This window comes from Hyphomonas sp. CACIAM 19H1 (assembly GCF_003325995.1).
GTDB classification, from domain to species: Bacteria; Pseudomonadota; Alphaproteobacteria; order Caulobacterales; family Hyphomonadaceae; genus Hyphomonas; species Hyphomonas polymorpha.
The window spans coordinates 3,230,754-3,249,560 of sequence record NZ_CP016437.1; the positions used below are offsets into that span (position 1 = coordinate 3,230,754).

Annotated in this window: 17 protein-coding genes; 5 read left to right on the plus strand and 12 right to left on the minus strand. The window is 62.0% G+C overall.

Going from position 1 to position 18,807, the window contains the following annotated elements:
* Nucleotides 1-77: 77 nt before the first annotated feature.
* The 3 genes from BBF93_RS15065 to BBF93_RS15075 all read right to left on the minus strand — a co-directional run bounded on the left by BBF93_RS15065 (nucleotide 78) and on the right by BBF93_RS15075 (nucleotide 4,689).
* The gene (locus tag BBF93_RS15065; protein WP_114106471.1) at nucleotides 78-1,049 is read right to left on the minus strand and encodes a helix-turn-helix domain-containing protein; all 972 of its coding nucleotides are present in this window, start codon (nucleotides 1,047-1,049) and stop codon (nucleotides 78-80) included.
* A gap of 100 nt (nucleotides 1,050-1,149) precedes the next feature.
* Nucleotides 1,150-3,417: a phosphoenolpyruvate--protein phosphotransferase gene (gene ptsP, locus BBF93_RS15070; RefSeq protein WP_035598388.1), complete on the minus strand. Its 2,268-nt coding sequence runs from the start codon at nucleotides 3,415-3,417 to the stop codon at nucleotides 1,150-1,152.
* Nucleotides 3,418-3,441: 24 nt separating this feature from the next.
* Nucleotides 3,442-4,689 carry an aspartate kinase gene (locus BBF93_RS15075; RefSeq protein ID WP_114106472.1) on the minus strand — a complete coding sequence of 416 codons (1,248 nt, stop codon included), beginning with the start codon at nucleotides 4,687-4,689 and terminating at the stop codon, nucleotides 3,442-3,444.
* Nucleotides 4,690-4,783: 94 nt separating this feature from the next.
* Here BBF93_RS15075 and ubiG point away from each other — a divergent pair, with 94 nt between their 5' ends.
* Both ubiG and BBF93_RS15085 read left to right on the plus strand, forming a co-directional pair.
* Nucleotides 4,784-5,560: a bifunctional 2-polyprenyl-6-hydroxyphenol methylase/3-demethylubiquinol 3-O-methyltransferase UbiG gene (ubiG, locus tag BBF93_RS15080; protein WP_114106473.1), complete on the plus strand. Its 777-nt coding sequence runs from the start codon at nucleotides 4,784-4,786 to the stop codon at nucleotides 5,558-5,560.
* On the plus strand, nucleotides 5,557-6,168 hold the full coding sequence (locus BBF93_RS15085) for a DUF924 family protein (protein ID WP_114106474.1): 612 nt from the start codon (nucleotides 5,557-5,559) through the stop codon (nucleotides 6,166-6,168). Before ubiG ends, BBF93_RS15085 begins: the two co-directional genes overlap by 4 nt.
* Before the next feature lie 2 nt (nucleotides 6,169-6,170).
* Here the strand turns inward: BBF93_RS15085 and BBF93_RS15090 are convergent, their stop codons facing one another.
* Nucleotides 6,171-7,574, minus strand: a complete 1,404-nt coding sequence (locus tag BBF93_RS15090; protein WP_162786591.1) for an MFS transporter — start codon at nucleotides 7,572-7,574, stop codon at nucleotides 6,171-6,173.
* A gap of 121 nt (nucleotides 7,575-7,695) precedes the next feature.
* Here BBF93_RS15090 and BBF93_RS15095 point away from each other — a divergent pair, with 121 nt between their 5' ends.
* A complete protein-coding gene (locus BBF93_RS15095; protein WP_114106476.1) occupies nucleotides 7,696-9,189 on the plus strand; it encodes a M20 family peptidase in 1,494 nt (497 codons plus the stop codon).
* Nucleotides 9,190-9,232: 43 nt separating this feature from the next.
* On the opposite strand, the gene BBF93_RS15100 is transcribed toward BBF93_RS15095, so the two are convergent.
* The 8 genes from BBF93_RS15100 to BBF93_RS15135 form a co-directional block, all read right to left on the minus strand.
* A complete protein-coding gene (locus BBF93_RS15100) occupies nucleotides 9,233-10,207 on the minus strand; it encodes an NADPH:quinone oxidoreductase family protein (protein ID WP_114106477.1) in 975 nt (324 codons plus the stop codon).
* Nucleotides 10,207-11,244, minus strand: coding sequence for an alpha/beta hydrolase (locus BBF93_RS15105; RefSeq protein WP_035598405.1), 1,038 nt, complete (start codon nucleotides 11,242-11,244; stop codon nucleotides 10,207-10,209). The genes BBF93_RS15100 and BBF93_RS15105 overlap by 1 nt, the downstream gene beginning before the upstream one ends.
* 85 nt (nucleotides 11,245-11,329) lie before the next feature.
* Nucleotides 11,330-11,959, minus strand: a complete 630-nt coding sequence (locus BBF93_RS15110; protein ID WP_035598407.1) for a TetR/AcrR family transcriptional regulator — start codon at nucleotides 11,957-11,959, stop codon at nucleotides 11,330-11,332.
* A 227-nt stretch (nucleotides 11,960-12,186) separates the two neighbouring features.
* Nucleotides 12,187-12,819, minus strand: a complete 633-nt coding sequence (locus BBF93_RS15115; RefSeq protein WP_114106478.1) for a trimeric intracellular cation channel family protein — start codon at nucleotides 12,817-12,819, stop codon at nucleotides 12,187-12,189.
* A 165-nt stretch (nucleotides 12,820-12,984) separates the two neighbouring features.
* The gene (locus tag BBF93_RS15120) at nucleotides 12,985-14,733 is read right to left on the minus strand and encodes a hypothetical protein (RefSeq protein WP_114106479.1); all 1,749 of its coding nucleotides are present in this window, start codon (nucleotides 14,731-14,733) and stop codon (nucleotides 12,985-12,987) included.
* A 198-nt stretch (nucleotides 14,734-14,931) separates the two neighbouring features.
* Nucleotides 14,932-15,615, minus strand: a complete 684-nt coding sequence (locus BBF93_RS15125; protein WP_114106480.1) for a DUF6498-containing protein — start codon at nucleotides 15,613-15,615, stop codon at nucleotides 14,932-14,934.
* Nucleotides 15,616-15,656: 41 nt separating this feature from the next.
* Nucleotides 15,657-16,331, minus strand: a complete 675-nt coding sequence (locus tag BBF93_RS15130; protein ID WP_114106481.1) for a M23 family metallopeptidase — start codon at nucleotides 16,329-16,331, stop codon at nucleotides 15,657-15,659.
* Nucleotides 16,332-16,366: 35 nt separating this feature from the next.
* On the minus strand, nucleotides 16,367-17,698 hold the full coding sequence (locus BBF93_RS15135) for an NAD(P)/FAD-dependent oxidoreductase (RefSeq protein ID WP_114106482.1): 1,332 nt from the start codon (nucleotides 17,696-17,698) through the stop codon (nucleotides 16,367-16,369).
* Nucleotides 17,699-17,811: 113 nt separating this feature from the next.
* Here BBF93_RS15135 and BBF93_RS15140 point away from each other — a divergent pair, with 113 nt between their 5' ends.
* Both BBF93_RS15140 and BBF93_RS15145 read left to right on the plus strand, forming a co-directional pair.
* Entirely contained in the window at nucleotides 17,812-18,303 is a 492-nt protein-coding gene (locus tag BBF93_RS15140; protein ID WP_051612650.1) for a PaaI family thioesterase, read from the plus strand.
* Entirely contained in the window at nucleotides 18,300-18,728 is a 429-nt protein-coding gene (locus tag BBF93_RS15145) for a PaaI family thioesterase (protein ID WP_114106483.1), read from the plus strand. Before BBF93_RS15140 ends, BBF93_RS15145 begins: the two co-directional genes overlap by 4 nt.
* Nucleotides 18,729-18,807 lie beyond the last annotated feature (79 nt).

The window sequence follows — 18,807 nt, forward strand, 5'->3', positions numbered from 1 at the left end:
CGTCTCGCACGGGCTTGGGCTCATCGGCAGATGAGATCAGGCCAGATGTGGCGCGTGGAACGCGCGCCGTAAAGGCCTCAAGGTGTCGCCTTGGTGCTCTCGGTGGCAGCCACTTCCGGCGGCGCCAGAAGTTCGGCGGCGCGCGGCAGCTGCTCATCAACCGCCAGGGAGAAAACCTGCGCGCCTTCCGGACCTACGGTTCCGACCACGACATCGCCGACGCGCCACTCGAAATCACCGCCATTGCGGGCCGATACGGTCCAGCCGGCATTCAGGCGCGGGAAGAAGGTTTCGCCCTGCGCCAGCGTGCGGCTGAGGAAGATGGTGCCATCGGCGCCGCGCACTTCCAGCCAGCCCTGACGGACGGCCACGACCTCCAGCGGCAGATCGACCACCGGGCGCGTTTCAGTGCGCACATTGTCAAACAGGCTGTCCCGCGCGCCGGAAACGGCCACCGGGGCCTCGCTCAGGGGCTCCTCGGGGGCATTGTTCATCATCACCATGGCGGTGACGCCTGCCGCAATGACAGCAGCCAGCATGGCCGCGCCCGCGACGATCAGCGGCCATTTGGTGCGCTGTTTCTGGATCTGGCCGATCTTGGGCACCGGCGCGGCCGTCTTGACCTCATCCACGCCGCCACATTCGCGGGTGTAGCGCTGCACCACTTCCTGCTCGGGCAGGCCCAGATAGCGCGCATAAGTCAGCAGATAGGCCTTCAGATAGCCCGGGGCGATGGACTGCACCTCCATCCGCTCGATCCCCATGAGGAAATTCTCGCGGATGCGGGTTTCCTTGGCGATGTCGGTCAGCTGGAAGCCGAGGGATTCGCGGACGCGGCGCAGCACCTGCCCCATGCGAAGGGCTTCGCCTTCATATTCGGCGGTGCGGAAAATCTCTTCGGCGCGGACACGGCCCTCGCGCACTTCCAGCTCCCGCGCGGCGCGCGGCGAGATGGGCGTAACGTTAGAACGGTCCGTTCCGTTTTCAGCCACAGTTGCTTCGGACTTCTGTCCGTCCTCTACCGGTTCAGGCGTCATGATGTGTGCCATATTCTACCAGTCTCTTCGACCGCTGCCATATGGGTGTCAAATTTGGCAAAAAACGGTCCAGGCCAAGAAAAATCCGCCATCATCCCGTCATAATCCGGCTTCAGGCGTCCGGTATATCCGCCCCATGCTCCAGTGCTATCCTTAACACTTGGTTACGGAACGCGTCGTTTGGTTCATTCAGGGCCTGATCCAGCCCGCGCCGGAACCCTGCCAGATCGATGGAGCGGAGGGCCTGTTTGACCGGGCCGATCGAGGAGGCCGACATCGACAGGCTGGTATAGCCGAAAGCGGCAAAGCAGAAGGCCGCCAGCGGCGTGGCTGTCGCCTCACCGCAGACCGACAGCCGGATACCGGCGGTCTGGCAGGTCTCCGCCACCATCCGCAGGAAACGCAGCGCCGACGGGCTGATCAGGGCGTACCGGTCTGACACAGACGGCGTCATCCGGTCAGCGGCAAAGAAGAACTGCAACAGGTCGTTGGTGCCGACCGACAGGAAATCGACCTCCCCGGCGAGATCCGGCAAGGCAAAGGCAAGGGCGGGCGTTTCCAGCATCACCCCGATTTCCAGCTTCGAAGGCTTCTGGCCGGTCCGCTTCAGGGTCCAGGCCACTTCTTCCTCGAGCAAGGCGCGCGCTTCGCGGAACTCTTCCGGAGTGGTGACCATCGGGAACATGACGGTCAGCGCCCCCTCCCCCGCCGCGCGGACGAGCGCACGCAGCTGGCGGCGGAAAAGGCCCTTGTGATCGAGCGCAAACCGGATCGACCGCCAGCCCAGCGCCGGATTTTCCTCGCGCAGCTGGTTGAGGATGGGGAGCACCTTGTCCCCGCCGAGATCGAGCGTGCGGAAGATGACGGGCCGGCCCGCTGCCCGGTCCAGCACGCGGCGGTAGAGCGCGATCTGATCTTCCAGGCGCGGCAGGGTTTCGGAGACGAGGAACTGGAACTCGGTGCGAAAGAGGCCAACGCCGTCTGCCCCGGCCTGATCCATCATGTCGAGGTCAAGATCGAGACCGGCATTGAGCATCAGCGAAACGGTCTTGCCGTCTTTCGTCTGCGCCGGGAGGCCACGCAGGCTGGCATAGACGGCCTGACGCTCCGAGCGCAGCGCCACACGGGACTTGTAGGCGTCATACACCGCATCATCGGGGCGGATATGCGCCTGCCCCTGCTCGGCATCGACGATCACATAATCGTCCTGCTCGATCAGCGTGGTCAGCCCCTCAATGCCGCCGATGGCGGGAATGGACAGTGCGCGCGCCACGATCGCGGCATGGGAGGAGGCGGCGGCCTCTTCCATCAGGATGCCCTTGAGGCCCAGCTTGGCATATTCCAGCAGCTCTGCCGGGCCGAGGCGCCGGGCCACGAGCACGCTGCTCTCGCCGGTAATCTGGGGCTTGCTTTCTTCCCCCCCAAGAACGCGCAGCAGGCGGTTGTCGAGATCTTCCAGATCATGCAGCCGCTCGCGCAGGTACGGATCGCGTGCGGCCTGCAGCTTGGCGCGGTGTTCGCGGCGGGCCCGGTCGACCGAGGCTTCTGCAGACAGGCCCGAGCGCACGCCCTCCTGCAGCTTTTCAGCCCAGGACGTGTCATGCGCCAAGAGGCGGTAAGCCTCCATCACATCGCGCGGGTCTTCACCCAGCGCGGCCCCGTCGATCAGCATCATCCGGTCGATGCTGGCGCGCAGATCTTTCAGGCCCTGCTCCAGGCGGAGGGCTTCCTGTTTCTGGTCTGCCGCAAAGAAACGGGCAGCGGGAACCACCGGATCGTGTAGCACGGCGCGGCCATAGCCGAGGCCTTCGCAGAAGATACGCCCGCGCAGATTGCCGCCATTCTGCCCGCGCGCGCGGCGGTCAGGCTGGGCACTGGACTGGTCTTCGCTGATCCGGTGGACGATCTCGGCCAGCACCATGGCGATGGTCTGGAGGGTTTCGACCTCTTCATCGCGGTAGACCCGCTCGGTGCGGTTCTGGACGACGAGGACGCCGATCACCCCGCCGGTGCGCAGGATCGGCACACCCAGGAAAGCATGGAACGGGTCTTCCCCCGTTTCCGGGCGATAGGAGAAGGCCGGATGGCGCGGGGCGTCCTCGATGGCGATGGGCTCGGCCGTTCGGGCGACATAGCCGACAAGGCCCTCACTTGAGCCCATGCGCGTCTTGTTGACGGCTTCAGGCTTCAGACCTTCGGTGGCGATCAGCAGCAGGGTGCCGTCGGCTTCACGGTGGTAGATCGAGCACACATCGGCGACCATGGTGGACGCGATCAGATGCACGACCTGATCAAGGCGCGAACGGGTCTCTCCATCCTCCGCCATAACCTGGCGAAGGCTGTTCATCAGAACTCGGGTGGCCGGCAGGTTATACGGCATGTTCCCCCGGTCTACGGTGACCCGTCAGTCTGCGTCCAGCCCGAATGCAGTGTGAAGTGCCCGGACCGCCAATTCTGTATAAGGCGCCGCGATCAGAACGGAAATCTTGATCTCGGAAGTGGCGATGACATCGATGTTGATGCCTTTCTCGGAGAGGGCAGTGAACATCTTTTCGGCAACGCCGGTATGGCTCTTCATGCCAACGCCGATAATCGAGATTTTCGACACGTCGCGGGCAACCTCGATCCGCTCGTAACCGACTTCGGCCTGGAGCTTCTCCAGCGTCTCGCGCGCAAACGGGCTGTCGCGATCGGTGCAGGTGAAAACGAGGTTTGCCTTGGAGGCTTCGCGCGAGGACGCCTGGACGATCATGTCCACGTTCACGCCAGCGCGGGCCAGCGCGGAGAAGATCTTGGCCGAGGAGCCGGGCTTATCGGGCACGCCATACAGCGTGACCTTGGCCTCATCCCGCGAATAGGCAACGCCGCTGACGACCTGTTTTTCCACGATCTCTTCCTCTGAACAGACGAGGGTGCCGGGGCTCTCCTCGCCGGGTTTCACAAAACTGGACAGCACGCGCACCGGCACGCCATGGTTCATCGCCAGCTCGACCGAGCGCGTCTGAAGCACTTTGGCGCCAAGCGAGGCCATTTCGAGCATTTCCTCATAGGAAATCTTGTCGATGCGCTGGGCCTTGGGAACGATGCGGGGATCGGTGGTGTAGACCCCGTCCACATCGGTATAGATGTCACAGACCTGCGCGCCGAGGGCGGCGGCGACGGCCACGGCGCTGGTATCAGACCCGCCCCGGCCGAGCGTGGTGACGCGGAACTCGTCGGTCACGCCCTGGAAGCCAGCGACCACGGCGATTTCGCCGCTGTCGACCGAATCAGGCAGCGAACTGTCGTCAAAGCCCATGATGCGGGCGCGGCCATGGCTGTTATCGGTCTTCAGGCGGAGCTGCCAGCCAAGCCAGGACCGGGCTTTCAGTCCGCGGCGGCGCAGGGCCAGCGCGAGGAGGCCAGCGGTCACCTGCTCGCCAGAGGCGACGACCACGTCATACTCGTCGTCATAGAGGTGACGGGGCAGATCCTTGCCGGCAGCGCCGTCTGCCAGGGCGACGAGCTTGTTGGTCTCGCCCGACATGGCCGAGACGATGACAGCCATCTTCTCGCCTTTCGCCGCCCGCGCGGCTACGATCTCCGCCACATTCGCAATACGATCGAGATCGCCGACCGAGGTGCCGCCGAATTTGAGTACTGTCCGCGCCATTTCGCCCCAAATACCTTCTGGCCCCTTGAGGCCCGCTCATTTATCGGCCCCTCTAGAAGAAAGTTCGGCCGGGATCAAACAGGATTGCTAAACAATGGCGAGAACAATTGACGCGTCTGATGCCCCGCCGGTGACCCCCAGCATAGCCCCCGCGGAAGTTGCAAAATTTTCGGCCATGGCAGCAGATTGGTGGAACCCCGACGGCAAGTTCAAGCCGCTCCACCGGTTCAACCCCACCCGGTTGCGGTTCATCCGGGAGACGGCCGAGCAGCATTTCAGCCTGCCGCCCCGGCAATTGCGCCCGCTGGAAGGGCTGCGCCTGCTCGATATCGGCTGCGGCGGGGGCCTCGTCTCTGAACCGATGGCGCGGCTGGGCGCGTTGGTGACCGGGGTGGATGCCTCCGAGGCCAACATCAAGACCGCCCTCACCCATGCCGCCGAACAGGGGCTCACAATCGACTACCGCGCCGGCACTGCGGAGGGCCTGCTGGCCGCTGGCGAGGCGGCGTTCGATATCGTGCTGAACATGGAAGTGGTCGAGCATGTGGCCGACCCGGCGCAGTTCCTGATGGATACCGCGCGCCTCGTGCGCCCCGGCGGGCTGATGATTGTCGCGACGCTCAACAAGACCGCCAAGGCGCTCGCCACGGCGGTCATCGGCGCGGAATACATCCTGCGCTGGCTGCCGCCGGGCACGCATGACTGGTCGAAGTTCCTGGCGCCTGAAGAGGTGACCGGGCCGCTGGAACGCGCCGGCCTGGAAACCGAGCCGGCCATCGGGGTGAGTTTTCAGCCGCTGAGCGGCGCGTGGAAACTCTCCGGGGACACCAGCGTCAATTATATGATTGTTGCCCGGAGGCCTGCCGCATGATCGCCCTTCCCTCCCCCGCGACCGTCCACGGCTTCTGGTTTGGCGGATCGGCTTCGTCCCCCGACGTGCTCGAGACCCATGCCCCGCTCTGGTTCAATGGCGGGGAAGCCTTTGACCGGTTGCTGACCGCGCAGTTCCAGCCGCTGCTGGAAACGCTGTCGGCCGGGCCGCTGGCGCATGACTGGGCCGCGCGCGGGGCACGTGAGCGCCTGGCGGCAATCATCGTGCTGGACCAGATGAGCCGCAACATCTTCCGGGGCAGCCCGCGCGCCTTTGCGCAGGACATGCTGGCGCTTCATCTGTGCAAGGAAGGCCTCGCCGCCGGGGAAGACAGCTCACTTTCCGAGACCGAGCGGGTTTTCTTCTATCTGCCGCTGGAACATTCCGAAGCGATGGGCGATCAGGAGCAGTCGGTGGCCCTCTTCACCCGCCTGGCAGACGAGGCACGCGGCCCGTTCCGAGACTTCACGAAGACCACGCGCGACTATGCCCAGCAACATCTCGAGGTGATAGCCGACTTTGGCCGCTTCCCGCACCGCAACAAGGCTGTGGGCCGCGAAAGCACTGACGCGGAGAAGGAATGGCTGGCCGAGGGCGGCGGTTTCTGAGCTTAGCTGCCCGCGGTGCCTTCTGCCGGGCCCGAGGCAATCTCGACACGGCCCTCCAGCTTGCGGGCGGTTTCTTCCTGCACGGCGCGGGTGAGCGGATACCGGCGCGCCAGCTGGCCGGCCAGCAGATAGAGAAGCCCGGGAAGGAAACCGAACACCAAGACGAGGCCAAAGGTTGCCCCGTCCGAATTCTCCTGCCCTGGACGGAAGCCCGCAATCCGGCCAACCAGGAAATACCCCACGCCGAAGGCAAGACTGGAGCCAACTTTGTTGAAGCTGGTCAGCAGGGCGTAGAAATTTCCCGCCCGGTTCTCGCCGGTCTGGGCGGCCTGCCACTCAACCACATCTGCCGTCATGGCGCGCGACAGGAAGATCGGCGCGCTGAACGGAATGCCCGCAATCAGAGACGCAATCAGGAAGGTGGTGAAGTTGCCGAAGGGCGCCAGCGGAATGAAGGCGATGAAGGCAACGCCGGAAAAGGTGGTGGCAATGAAGAAGGCGTTGCGCTTCTCCGTCCTCTTCGCCAGCCAGAGCCAGAAGGGCAAGGCGAGGATCGCCATGACGAAGAACAGCATCAGCGTCATGCTGGTCTGCGCGTCGTTTGCGCCAAAGGCATATTCGGCCACGAAGAGGAAGTTTGCCGCCGTCACCGAGATGGCCGTGGAAACGAGCAACTCCATGGTCACCAGGCGGCTGAACATCGGCCCGCGCAGGGCTTCGATCAGTGGGCGGATTTCAAACTTCTCGACAGACTTTGACTCCCCCCGCAGGCGCGGATCCGGCACGAAGAAGCAGGAGAGCGCGGCGGCAACCGGCAAGGTGAGGATCATCATCCAGCCCATCACGGCCACCTGGCCAAACCGGTCTGCCTCCACGCCGAGGGTGGAGAGGATCAGCGGAACGGCGAGCAGAATGAGCATCGAGAAGACCGAGATGATCTCCGGCCAGAGGAAGAGGCGCGAGCGGTCGTCATAGTCACTCGCGATTGCCGGCACCCAGGAGGAGCGCGACGTCTGCAGCAGCGTGAAGCCGACATAGAAGACCAGCATCCAGCCGATGAAATAGCCCGGACCGGCCCCGACAGGCGGCATGTAGACGAAGAAGGTGGAGATGCCGAGGATCGGAACGCACAGGATGATCCAGTGGCGCACCCGGCCGAGCGGCGTGCGGTAGCGGTCGACCATGTAGCCCATGACCGGATCGGTCACGATGTCCCAGAAGCGCAGGAGCATGAACAGGAGACCCGTCAGCTCCAGGCCGAGGCCAACGCCATGGGGCGCTTCATTGGCGTAGAGCGGGGCGAGATATACGCCCAGAGGCAACCCGACACCGGCGATGGGTATACTGAGGGACGCGAACGCCAGTACGCGCGGAAACGACAAACGCTTTGACTGTGATTGGGACATGCCGCGCACAGTGCCTTGGGCGAAGGTGACGGCCAAGTCAATTTTTAACTGTCCGGTCGCTTGACGTGGCGGCGATGCCACGCAAACTGCAGCGCCAAAAGCAGAGGGAGGATGCGGCGCCATGATCCGCAACATAGTGATCGGCCTCGGAGCCATCATCGGCATCATCGTTGCCGTCGTCCTGTTCCGCACGGCAAGCTATGGCGCCGAGCCGGTTGGCGGGCGGGTTGAGCTTCCGCAAGCACCGGCCATTTCCTCTGAACGCGGCGCACAAAATCTTTCAGCCGCGATCCGCTTCCGCACCATCACAGTGGCCCCCGGCGATCCTCGTCCGGGTCAGGAGGAACCGTGGATCCAGCTTCATCAATGGCTGGATGAGACCTACCCAGCCGCGCATGCTGCAATGCAAAAGGAACTGGTGCCCGGCACGCTGACGCTGCTCTACACCTGGGCCGGATCTGACCCCACGTTGAAGCCAATTCTTCTGATGGCGCACCAGGATGTGGTGCCGGTAAATATCGGCACCGAGGGCGATTGGACGGGCGCGCCTTTCGATGGCGATATCGTGGACGGCTACATCTATGGGCGCGGAACGATTGACGACAAAGGCTCGCTGGTCGCGCTGATGGAAGCGGCCGAGGCGCTGGCCGCATCAGGCTTCGAGCCACGCCGCACCGTGTATTTGATGTTCGGCCATGACGAGGAAGTTTCCGGATCAGGCGCGGAGGCGGGCATTGCCCTGCTCAAATCGCGCGGCGTCGAGCCGGAAATGGCGCTGGATGAAGGCTTCATGATCGTTGACCCCTCCCCGCTGACAGGCAAGCCGATGGGGTTCATCGGGATTGCCGAGAAGGGATATCTGACGCTGGAAATCATCGCCACCGGCGAGGGTGGGCATTCTTCCACGCCGCCGCGTGATTCGGCAGCCGTGCGCCTTGCCCGCGCGGTGGTGGCGCTGGACGACAATCAGATGAAAGCGGATTTCAGCAAACCTCCGGTGTCTGACCTTTTCCGCTCTGCGGCCAATGACATGCCCTTCATGCAGAAGATGGCGTTTGCCAATCTCTGGCTCTTTGAGGGCATGATCGATCAGCAGATGAGTGGGATTGCGGCGGGCAATGCGATGATCCGTACGACCACGGCCCCAACGATGCTGGCGGGATCGGCGAAGGAAAATGTTCTGGCCCAGCGCGCCAGCGCGATGGTGAACTTCCGTATACACCCCAACAATACCGAAGAGGACATTATCGAACATGTCCGCACGGTGACCGCCGGGATCGAGGGCATCGAAATCAAGGTTGGTCAACAGGGCATCCGCGGTGAGGGCGCTTCGCCGGTTTCGCCTACGGACAATCTTGCCTATGCGGTTCTGGCCAGCGTGGCCGAGGCAACGTCTGGCGGCGCGCCCGCGGCGCCGGGCCTGGTGCTGGGGGCGACGGATGCGCGCTATGCCAGCGCCATCACGCCGAATGTCTATCGCTTTGCCCCGGCGATCATGTCTCCCGACGATCTGACCGGATTTCACGGCACGAACGAACGCCTGGCGGTGGAGAATATGGGCCGGCTGGCCACGGGCTATGCCCAGATCATCCTGGCAATGGACGCCGGAGAATAAGCCGGCAGGTTTGGCCGGATTTTTGTTGGATCGGGCAGGTGCATCAAGGCACCAGAACGACCTTGCCGACAACTTGCCGGCTGCGCATCATGTCGAAGGCGCGGCGCCAGTCTGCCAGGGGGACTTCGGCGTGAATGCAGGGCTTTACCTTGCCTTCCTCGGCCCATTTCCAGATGGCTTCGAGATTCTGGCGGCCTTTTTCCGGGAACTGACGGCCATATTCACCGGCGCGGACGCCGACGACGGAGAAGCCCTTGATCAGCGGCATGTTCACACTGACGGTGGGGATGCGGCCCGAGGTGAAGCCGATGACGAGCAGGCGGCCATCAAAAGCGATGCAGCGCACGCTTTCATCGAACACATCGCCGCCGACCGGATCGTAGATCACATCTGCCCCGCGCCCGCCGGTGAGCGCCTTGACCTCTTCGCGGAAGCCGTGCGTGACATTGATGACGTGATCGGCGCCGCGCGCCTTCACGACTTTCAGCTTTTCATCCGAGGCCGAGGTGGCAATGACGGTGGCGCCGAGCAATTTGCCGACCTCAACTGCCGACATGCCGACGCCGCCGCTGGCGCCGTGGACAAGCAGGGTTTCGCCCGGCTGGAGATTGCCGCGTATGGCGAGAGAGACATAGGCAGTTAGATAGGCCGCGCCGTAGGCTGAGGCTTCAGCGAAAGTAAGCGCGGCGGGCTTTTTGCGCAGGCCGGCGGCGGGCATGGCGATGTAGTCTGCGAAGGCGCCGATGCGGCTGCCCCCGGCGACTTCATCGCCGGGCTGAAACTCCGCTACCCCCTCCCCCACAGCGTCGACCACGCCGGCAAGCTCCATGCCGAGGGTGAAGGGAAGCTCCGGCTTCAGCTGGTATTTTCCTTCCGTCATCAGAAGGTCTGGGAAGTTGAGGCTGGCGGCCTTTATGGCCACGCGCACCTCGCCCGATTTGGGCTGAGGCAGAGGCACTTCTTTCAGGCCCGTACCAGCGAAGTCGGGGGCCAGTTCACTGACAACAAGAGATCTCATTATTTTTTGGCCGCATACATATCATGAACCATCCGGGCGATTTCGGCGCAGGCCGCGCGCGAGCCTGGCGAGAGGAAGGTGAAGGCGGTAAAGGCGTGAGCGAGCGTGTCGTAGCGCTTGTGTTTCACTTTCACGCCGGCGGCCTTCAGGCGCTCGGCATATTCATCCCCCTCATCCACCAGCGGATCATGCCCGGCGGTGATGACGACGGCAGGCGGCAGGCCGGTGAGATCCTGCTCCTGACCGGGCGAGACGTTGAGGTCGGTATAGTCAAACCCTTCGGGCAGATATTGTTTCATGAACCAGTCCATCGTGTCCTGGCTGAGGGAGAAGGTGTTTCCGAAGGCGGTCTTGGAGGGATAGTGCTTCGAGATGTCGATGGCCGGATAGATGAGCAGCTGGAGCGCGGGGATCGGGCCGCCCTCCCGTTTCATCCGCTGGCTGATGATAGCGGAGAAGTTACCGCCCATGCTGTCGCCGCCGACGGCCGCCTTGCCCGCGGGGGCGCCGTATTTCTCCGCATTCGCCACGCCCCATTTGTAGGCGGCAAAGCAATCGTTGAGGCCTGCCGGATAGATATGCGGAGGGGCCAGACGATAATCGACCGAGAGGACAGGCGCCTGGGCGCCCTGGGCGAGCATGCCGCAGAAGGCGTGGCAGGTATCCATGTCTCCGATGACGCCGCCGCCCATATGGAAATAGACGATCAGGGGGTGACGCGGATCCTGCGAGGCGGGCGTATAGAGGCGCACGGGGATCTCGTTTGCGTCCGGCCCCGGAATGGTGAACTCCTCAACGCCGACGCCGCCGGGCAGCTTGTCCTGGAAGAGGGCAAGCTGGGCTTTCACCGCCTGCTGGACCAGCTCTGCCGGGAGGGTGGACATGGGCGGGGCGTTGCGGCCGTTCCAGGCGACGAGCTGGAGCTGTGGCTCCAGCGTGCGGCCTTCGACGGTCACGGGCTTGCCGCCGGCCATATTGACGATCATGCCGCCGGGCAGGCTGGCGATCGCCTTGGCGATCACGCGCTGAAGGCTCATGGAACTTCCTCCCTCTTGTCTCTCTGGGGCAAGAAGGTGACGGCATTTTCGCCCGCCGCCAAGGGGTTCCCCGGCGGCGGGAGACTTATCTCTGCGCGTCGAGCGTTTTCATGCCTGAAAGCAGCAGCGTGCAGGCAAAATGCGTGGCGCCTTCGACATCGATGGGCCGGCGCTTCAGCATATAGTCGCCCATCTCGCGGGCGATGCCGATGGCAGCGGCGGTGAGATATTCGGTGTCGACAGTCGGCTTGATGCCCTGTTTTTCAAGGATGTGCTCCAGGTCTGCCCGGATTTCCTGGGCCACGGCCTGCATTTCGGGCGTATCGACACGCACGCCGATCAGGGCGATATGGGGGGCGCCATTGTCGATGGCCTCTTCATTCTCCCGCGCGATGAAGCCGAAATAGGCGCGGTAGGCGTGTTCCATATAGTCTTCGAGGCTTTCGGCGCGGGCGCGGACATCGGCCAGCCGGTCGCGGAAACGCTGGGTGGAATCTTCGGCGATGGCCTGGAAGACCTCCTCTTTCGACTTGAAATAATTGTAGAAAGTGCCCGAGGCGAGCTGGGTTTCGCGGATAATGTCGCGCACCGTGGTGGCCTCAAACCCGATGCGGGCGAAGACCTGGCGGCCGGCCTGCAGGATGGCGCGGCGGTTGGCAGCCTTGGTGCTGGCCCGCTTGCCGGAGAGGGGGGCGGGGAGTGTGGTATCGGCCATGGAGGGTCTTCCCGAGTGATGTGGGCTGACACTGCACCCGGCGTCATCTCGCGTCAACTTTGCGATCTCGTAGAGCAGCCATGCGTCCGGCACTGGTCAATCTCCGCCCTGCCCGCGCCCGACACAGGCCATATCGCGGCCCGAGCGGGACAATCCATGAACCCCTCCCAGCGCAGGATGGGACACATTGCGCCCGAAAGGCGCAAGTCCGGAGAATTACGTATTGCCTATAGGATTTCGTCCGATGGGCGGCCTGGGCGGCTTTTATAGCCGGGGATGGACCAGCCGAACTTCATGGCCCCGCCCCGGATGGCGAAGGCGACAAGCGCGGCGGGGATGGCGGCGACCATGACGGAAAGCCCGGCCAGGTGCAGCCCGGTATAGGTGGCCGCGCCGGCCAGCGCCGCGGTGATGTAGATTTCCGGGCGCAGGAGGATGCAGGGCTCGCCGGCAAGCTGGTCGCGCAGGATGCCGCCGAAGCTGGCGGTGATGACGCCCATCACCACGGCGATGACGGGAGATCCGGTTGCCTCCAGCGCCTTCCATGCGCCGAACACGCAATAAGCGCCAAGGCCAATGGCATCGAGCCAGAGGAGGAGCTTGAAACGGGACTCGAAGAGGTGGGCGGTGAAATAGACCAGCACGGCGGTGACGAGGCAGATCATCAGATAGTCGTGATTGACCACCCAGAAGACGGGGACATCGAGGATGAGATCACGCACCGTGCCGCCCCCTACCCCGGTAAAGGCGGCGAAGAACAGGAAGCCGATGATGTCGAGCTGCTTGCGCGAAGCGGCCAGCGCGCCGGTGGCGGCGAAGACGGCGATGCCAGCATAGTCAAGGATCAGGATGGGGTTCATGGCGCGCTCCCTGTGGCGGAGGGAGAGGGATGGGGGAGCGGGGCGCGGGCGTCAATTGGGGGAATTGGCACGTGAGGCAACCCAACGTGTAGGCACCCCGGCTTACCCCAATTCATTCTGCAGATTTGCCAAAGGTGCAACTGCCTCGCTCGCCGCCTCTCAAACCTAACAGGGGGCTTCGCTTTGGCCGAAGGTGTCATAGTGCTTTTTGATATGCTCTGGCAGAAAGCAGGACGAATGAGGATGCATGTGATGTCCGCCGGAATAGCTATCAAAAACAATAACCTGATCTTCAACAAGCCGCTTCGCAATTGGATTGCTCTCGGCTTCTTTCGACAAAAATTCTTTCATCCGTTCCAATATCAATTGGCCACCGCTGAATCTGGGAAACTCCAGCCCATTAAAACATCCGGGGTCATCGGATGCACATGCATACGCAAATCTAAGCGGAAACGTTGCATCCTCACCCTGCATGGATTTCTCCACAAGGTGTATAATGCCCAGCACGGCTTTGTGCGCGAGCTGATCTTTGCAAAAATTGCAGGTTTCAGCGTCGGCGATATTTCCATGTTCGAAAAATGGAAGAAAATCCTTCCACGGGCTTGCTGACTTTTGTTTCAATGGAGAGCACTGGATAGAGCTGACTGGGTACCACGACCCTCGTTCTTCTTTGAGCAAGACAAAAATTACCCAAAGATACGAAGAGAAATAACTGGACACCGTATCAGCGCGCGCTGCCCGCAAATCACCAACTGGATTCTCCACACCCACAATGGGCGATTGCAACAGATCTGTAGGCTGAGTTTCCGTCAAATGCAAAACAGGCCTTTCATCTTGAAGCCCGGTCCAAGACTGCCGGATAAACTCAGGCAACTGGTTCCCCATGAACTTCGAATCCGAGAGCTTGCTGAGCTGCAACCTTCCTTCAACACGCGCATTGATTGCCATGACCCCCTCAGAGCCCCGAGCTAACTTGTTGAGCTTGCTAGAGAGAAAAGTCCTTTCACCAACAATCTCGAGAGAATTGTTTTCATCTCCATAGCCGTATTGAAGCGAAATATAGGCGCCCTTGGAGAGACCACAGTTGCTTGAACAGATGGGAATACTGGGGCCCCACATGAGCCAACAATTGTAGATGAACATCTGCAACTGACGAAAATCTCTTGCGAACGCATTGGCGTTAGGAAGACCAAGCCTGGCAAAGTCCTCCGTATCGGAATTAAATTTATTCAGAATCTTTTGCCACTTTTCGTTAAATTTCACGAGCAGGCCTGAAAGCAGGTGCTGTGGGCTTACAAAGCCCTGCTTGATCTCAATTGGACAAATGAATTTTAGCTCGTCCAAGCCTTTCTGCTGATTTTCACCATCAACAGTTCTTACAACAATGAAATATCTGGATATGGTCTCCATAAGGCCGGTGACGTCACCCGCATCATCGACTTCTATGATTTGTTTACCTGGCGTATAAATCAACGACATGTTTTTGCGCCATTCAGCAAGGCGCTCATTGTATTCTTTCTTTTCCTCGAGGCGTGCCTGCCGCGTGAATGATTTGATACGCACTGTGTTTCCGTCTTCATCCAGCGGGGGCCAGCTGCGGACCGGTCTCGGATTGAAAATTTCGTGCTCTAAGCGCATTCTCGCGCGCTTAAAGAAAGTGAGACGTTCGTTTTTATCGAGGACCTTCATCTTGACCGCGATGCTGAACAGCGTTTGAAAGACGAGCCAAGTTCTGGATCTTTCCGTGCCAGCGTAGACATTTCGAAATAGCCGAAAGCTTTTCGAAAACTGGCCCAAGAAAACGAAGCCAATCGCTGTCAACACAGCCAAGATAATGCCAATAAGCATTGTGATGGCGCTGTACCGCTGAGACATGGCCTCTAGACCGGACCAGAATAAGTTCATCAGTTCCATAATCCACCCTTCCCCTAGATGCATTTGGCCATCAGCGAGCGCAGCCAAGTCCTTGAAGCCGCCCTTAAAGACCAATCGCGAGCAGGATAAAAAATGATAAAAAGCAAGCGTCAACCATAAATTGACTGCGCGTTGCGATTTAGCAGATGTTTAGTGCAACCGCCAAGCAACCGGCACTTGGTGCCAGCAAATTAAGCGTCACAAGGATTCTACGCCCTCCGCCAGCTGACGATCCCGTTTCATCCGGCGGCGGATGGCGAGGATAACGCCGAAGGCGACGCGGATGAGAATGAGGAGGAGGACGCCCATCAGGGGCTCTTCCGTGCCGAAGGCGAACATGGCGCCCAGGATAATGGCGACGTGCAGGGTGACGATGCGGCCATAGGGGGCGGTCATTTCGGCGTCGAGCCTGGCGCGGGTAATTTCTCCACGGCCGATGAAATCGATCAAGAAGACGGCGAGGTTTGCCGCGAGGATGGCGCCGAGGAACCAGAGCATGTGGGGGCCCGTGCCGAGCGCCCAGACGAGTAGGCCCTGGGGCGAGGGCAGGCCGATATCCTGGTTCGAAAAATTTGCGATGAAGACGCCATGGCCCCAGCAGAAGGCACCATAATGGATGCAGAAGAAGGGCACGAGAAAGAAGACAGCCGCCCCGCTCATTATCCGCTTGCTGAGCTGGGTGAGGCCAGCCCCCAGCATACGGGCGGCGGCGAAGAGGCCAATGACGAGATTTTCCAGCCAGTAAAGCGCCACCAGCGGTGTAGCGCCCCAGCCGAACTGGAAGATGGCCCAGATGGGCAGAAGATCAACGGCGAGATTGAGCCAGGACAGCGGATCGGCATAAGCGCGCGCGATCAGCGATGGCGTGTATTTTCCTGTCATGGCGGCCCCCTGCCCCGATCACCGCCGGGGAGAGTTGCAGATCAGTATCCGGCCTGCAACGCCCCTTCATAGGGGGGGAAGGAGAAGGGATCATGCGAGGTGAGGCCGAAGGAGCCGCTGGGATTGTCGATATTGCCGGTGAGGATTTCGTAATGCAGGTGGGCGGCCTGGGCATTGCCAGTGGCGCCCATCTGGCCAACGGGCTGGCCAAAGCCGATGGAGACGCCGGGCGTGATGCCGGGGGCGAAGTAATCGAGATGGGCGTAGCGCGTGTAGACGCCGTGGCCGTGATCGAGCACGACATTCAGGCCGTAGCCGGAGGAATTCCTCGCCTCGATCACCCGGCCGGGCGCGCCGGAATAGACGATGCCGGGCGGGCGGTTTGTCAGATCAATGCCGGCATGCGGGCGCCCATCCCGCTGGCCATAGCCGGAGGAAAGACAGACATCATTGACCGGCGCCGACGCCAGGATCACGCCATAGACGACGATGATGGGCTTGAACTCGGTCAACCAGCGCTCGCCATCCATCAGCGGCGCATTGGACACACGCATGCCGGGACAGGCGCGCAGATAGGCGTTTGGCTGAAACGGGCCCTGGGGCGGATTGCGCAGGTCTCCGGGCGGGCCGAAATCCACCGGCGGCATCCGCAGAATGGCCCGGGAAGGGCGCTGATCGATGGGCGCGGGCGCGGAGGCGCAGGCGGCGGCAAGCATAAGCGCCGCCAGAGCCAGACCGGACGCCCCTGCCCTCACGCGCCGACCTTTGCCCGTTTTGCCCCGCGCTCGATCTCTTTCAGCAGGTCGCGGACATAGAGATTGAAATCCACCTGCATCCGGTGGCGCGGGCTGTCGTAGAAATGGCCCAGATGGGCCTGTTCATCGGCAATCGTCACGCGGTCCATCTCCTCATGCGAAGGAAAAGCGTAGCGCCCCTGCAGCGCGGCGGCCACCAACTTTGACTGTTGTTCTGCAAAGTTAACCAAAGTGGGCAGCGGCTGGGCGAGGCCGAGGAAGAACAGCGTCTCGCGGCCGGGCTTCACCATGCGCTTGTAGAGGGAGAAGACGTTGTCCTTCGGGGTCAGCTCATCCTGCTTGAAGAAGGGGAAGGTCGTGTTGTAGCCGGTGGCCCAGACGATGGCGTCAATTTCCTCGGTGGTGCCATCAGTGAAGTGGACGGTGTTGCCGTCGAACCGGTCGATACCGGGCTTGGGAAGAATGTCGCCGCAGCCGACGCGGGTGAGGAATTCTCCGGAGACGGAGGGGTGGCCTTCCAGCGGCTCATGGTCGGGCTTGGGCAGGCCGTAGTCTTCCATATTGCCGATGGTTTTCTTGATCTTCTTCTTGGCCAGCGAGCGGCCGAGGCTGGGCGGCATCCAGGGCGGCAGCACGGCCTTATCGGCGGGGCGGCCATCCATGTATTTCGGCATCACCCAGACGCCGCGGCGCATGGAGATGAAGAGTTTCCCGGCAATCGGGCGCTGGGAGAGCTCGGAGGAGATATCCATGGCCGAATTGCCGGCGCCGACGATCATCACGCGCTTGCCGCGGAAATCATAGGGGTCGAACGGGTCGCGGTAGTGGTGGGAGTGGACCTGGTAGCCGGTGAAATTGCCCGGATAGGTGGGCGTGCGGGCATCCCAATGATGGCCATTGGCGACGCAGACGGCATCATAGTCGCGGGTTTCGCCGGTGGAGAGGGTGACGCGGTAACGCCCGCCGGGGAGGTCGGCGACATCGGTGACAGAGGTGTTGAAGGTGATGGTCTCACGCAGGCCGAAATGGTCCACATAGTCATGGAAATACTGCAGCAGCTGGGCATGGTGGGGGAAGTCCGGCCAGTCGGCAGGCACCGGGTAATCCTCAAAGGCAAGGCGCCATTTGGAGGTGTCGATGTGCAGGGACTGGTAGCAGGAGGAAACCCCGTTGGGGTTATTATAATACCAGTTGCCGCCGATATTGTCGGACTTCTCGAAACAGTCATACGGCAGGCCGGCATCTTTCAGGCGCTTGGCCATGGTGAAGCCGGAGCATCCAGCGCCGATGATACATGTTTTGGGCTTTGCCGCTGCGTCAAATGCCATTTGGGGCGTCTCCTCTTCCGCCGGGGCGGGTCACGTTTGCCGTTTCTTTGGAATTGGTGCGATGTTATCCGGCTTGGATAAAGCGTCAAATCCGGACGCGGGGTAAGCCTCTTATGAATGATGACAAAAACGATCCCGACCGTATCGCCGCCGTGATGCGCGAACATGTCGACCTGATGAACTCGGCCGTGCCCTGGGGCAATGAGGTGGGGTTCCAGGTGACGAAGGTGGAGCGTGGGCATGTCTGGGGCCTGCAGCCCTGGGCGGAGAATTTGGTGGGCGACCCGGAGACGGGCGTGATCCATGGCGGGGTGATCACCACCTTCCTCGACAATCTTTCCGGCATGGCCTGCACGGCGGCAATGACGAAGCTGCGCTTTGTGGCGACGATCGATCTGCGGATCGACTATATGCGCCCGGCTGAAAAGGGCCTCGACATCATCGGCGAGGCCGAATGCTACCGGGTGACCAAAAGCGTGTGCTTTACCCGCGCCTGGGCCTATCACGAGACGCGCGACCGGCTGATCGCGACATCGGCGGGCACCTTTGCCATCAACAAGCCGCGCTTTGGCTCTCAGAGCCCGCAAGGAAAGACGCTGCCATGAACCCGAACCTGACAAATCCGCGGGCGGATGAAGTGGACGCCATCCTGAAGCGCGTGCCGTTTGCGCAGACGCTGGGTATGCGCTGCGAGGTGATGGGCGACGAGATGACGGCGATCCTGCCCTTCCAGGAAAAGCTGATCGGGAACGTCACCATCCGCGCGCTGCATGGCGGGGCGATTGCGTCTTTCCTGGAGCTGACGGCAATGCTGCAGGTTTTCCTCGTTTCCGATATGCCGCGCCCGCCGAGGCCGATCAACATCACCATCGACTATCTGCGCCAGGGCCATGCCAAGGATCTCTATGCGCGCGCCTTCGTGATGAAGATGGGGCGGCGAATGGCATCAGTCCGGGCCGAGGCCTGGCAGGAGAACCGGGCAGACCCGGTTTCGGCCATCACGGCGCATTTCATGGTGGCGCAGGACTGACCAGGGCCCCTGCCCGCCCCCGAGAAGCTGCACTCATGGCTTCACACCCGGCGCCGGGGTGGTATCCTTTAAGGGGAAC

Coding starts and splice junctions, on each gene's coding strand:
- BBF93_RS15065 (WP_114106471.1), bottom strand. CDS start 1,049: ATGGCACACATCATGACGCCTGAACCGGTAGAGGACGGACAGAAGTCC.
- ptsP (WP_035598388.1), bottom strand. CDS start 3,417: ATGCCGTATAACCTGCCGGCCACCCGAGTTCTGATGAACAGCCTTCGC.
- BBF93_RS15075 (WP_114106472.1), bottom strand. CDS start 4,689: ATGGCGCGGACAGTACTCAAATTCGGCGGCACCTCGGTCGGCGATCTC.
- ubiG (WP_114106473.1), top strand. CDS start 4,784: ATGGCGAGAACAATTGACGCGTCTGATGCCCCGCCGGTGACCCCCAGC.
- BBF93_RS15085 (WP_114106474.1), top strand. CDS start 5,557: ATGATCGCCCTTCCCTCCCCCGCGACCGTCCACGGCTTCTGGTTTGGC.
- BBF93_RS15090 (WP_162786591.1), bottom strand. CDS start 7,574: ATGTCCCAATCACAGTCAAAGCGTTTGTCGTTTCCGCGCGTACTGGCG.
- BBF93_RS15095 (WP_114106476.1), top strand. CDS start 7,696: ATGATCCGCAACATAGTGATCGGCCTCGGAGCCATCATCGGCATCATC.
- BBF93_RS15100 (WP_114106477.1), bottom strand. CDS start 10,207: ATGAGATCTCTTGTTGTCAGTGAACTGGCCCCCGACTTCGCTGGTACG.
- BBF93_RS15105 (WP_035598405.1), bottom strand. CDS start 11,244: ATGAGCCTTCAGCGCGTGATCGCCAAGGCGATCGCCAGCCTGCCCGGC.
- BBF93_RS15110 (WP_035598407.1), bottom strand. CDS start 11,959: ATGGCCGATACCACACTCCCCGCCCCCCTCTCCGGCAAGCGGGCCAGC.
- BBF93_RS15115 (WP_114106478.1), bottom strand. CDS start 12,819: ATGAACCCCATCCTGATCCTTGACTATGCTGGCATCGCCGTCTTCGCC.
- BBF93_RS15120 (WP_114106479.1), bottom strand. CDS start 14,733: ATGGAACTGATGAACTTATTCTGGTCCGGTCTAGAGGCCATGTCTCAG.
- BBF93_RS15125 (WP_114106480.1), bottom strand. CDS start 15,615: ATGACAGGAAAATACACGCCATCGCTGATCGCGCGCGCTTATGCCGAT.
- BBF93_RS15130 (WP_114106481.1), bottom strand. CDS start 16,331: ATGCTTGCCGCCGCCTGCGCCTCCGCGCCCGCGCCCATCGATCAGCGC.
- BBF93_RS15135 (WP_114106482.1), bottom strand. CDS start 17,698: ATGGCATTTGACGCAGCGGCAAAGCCCAAAACATGTATCATCGGCGCT.
- BBF93_RS15140 (WP_051612650.1), top strand. CDS start 17,812: ATGAATGATGACAAAAACGATCCCGACCGTATCGCCGCCGTGATGCGC.
- BBF93_RS15145 (WP_114106483.1), top strand. CDS start 18,300: ATGAACCCGAACCTGACAAATCCGCGGGCGGATGAAGTGGACGCCATC.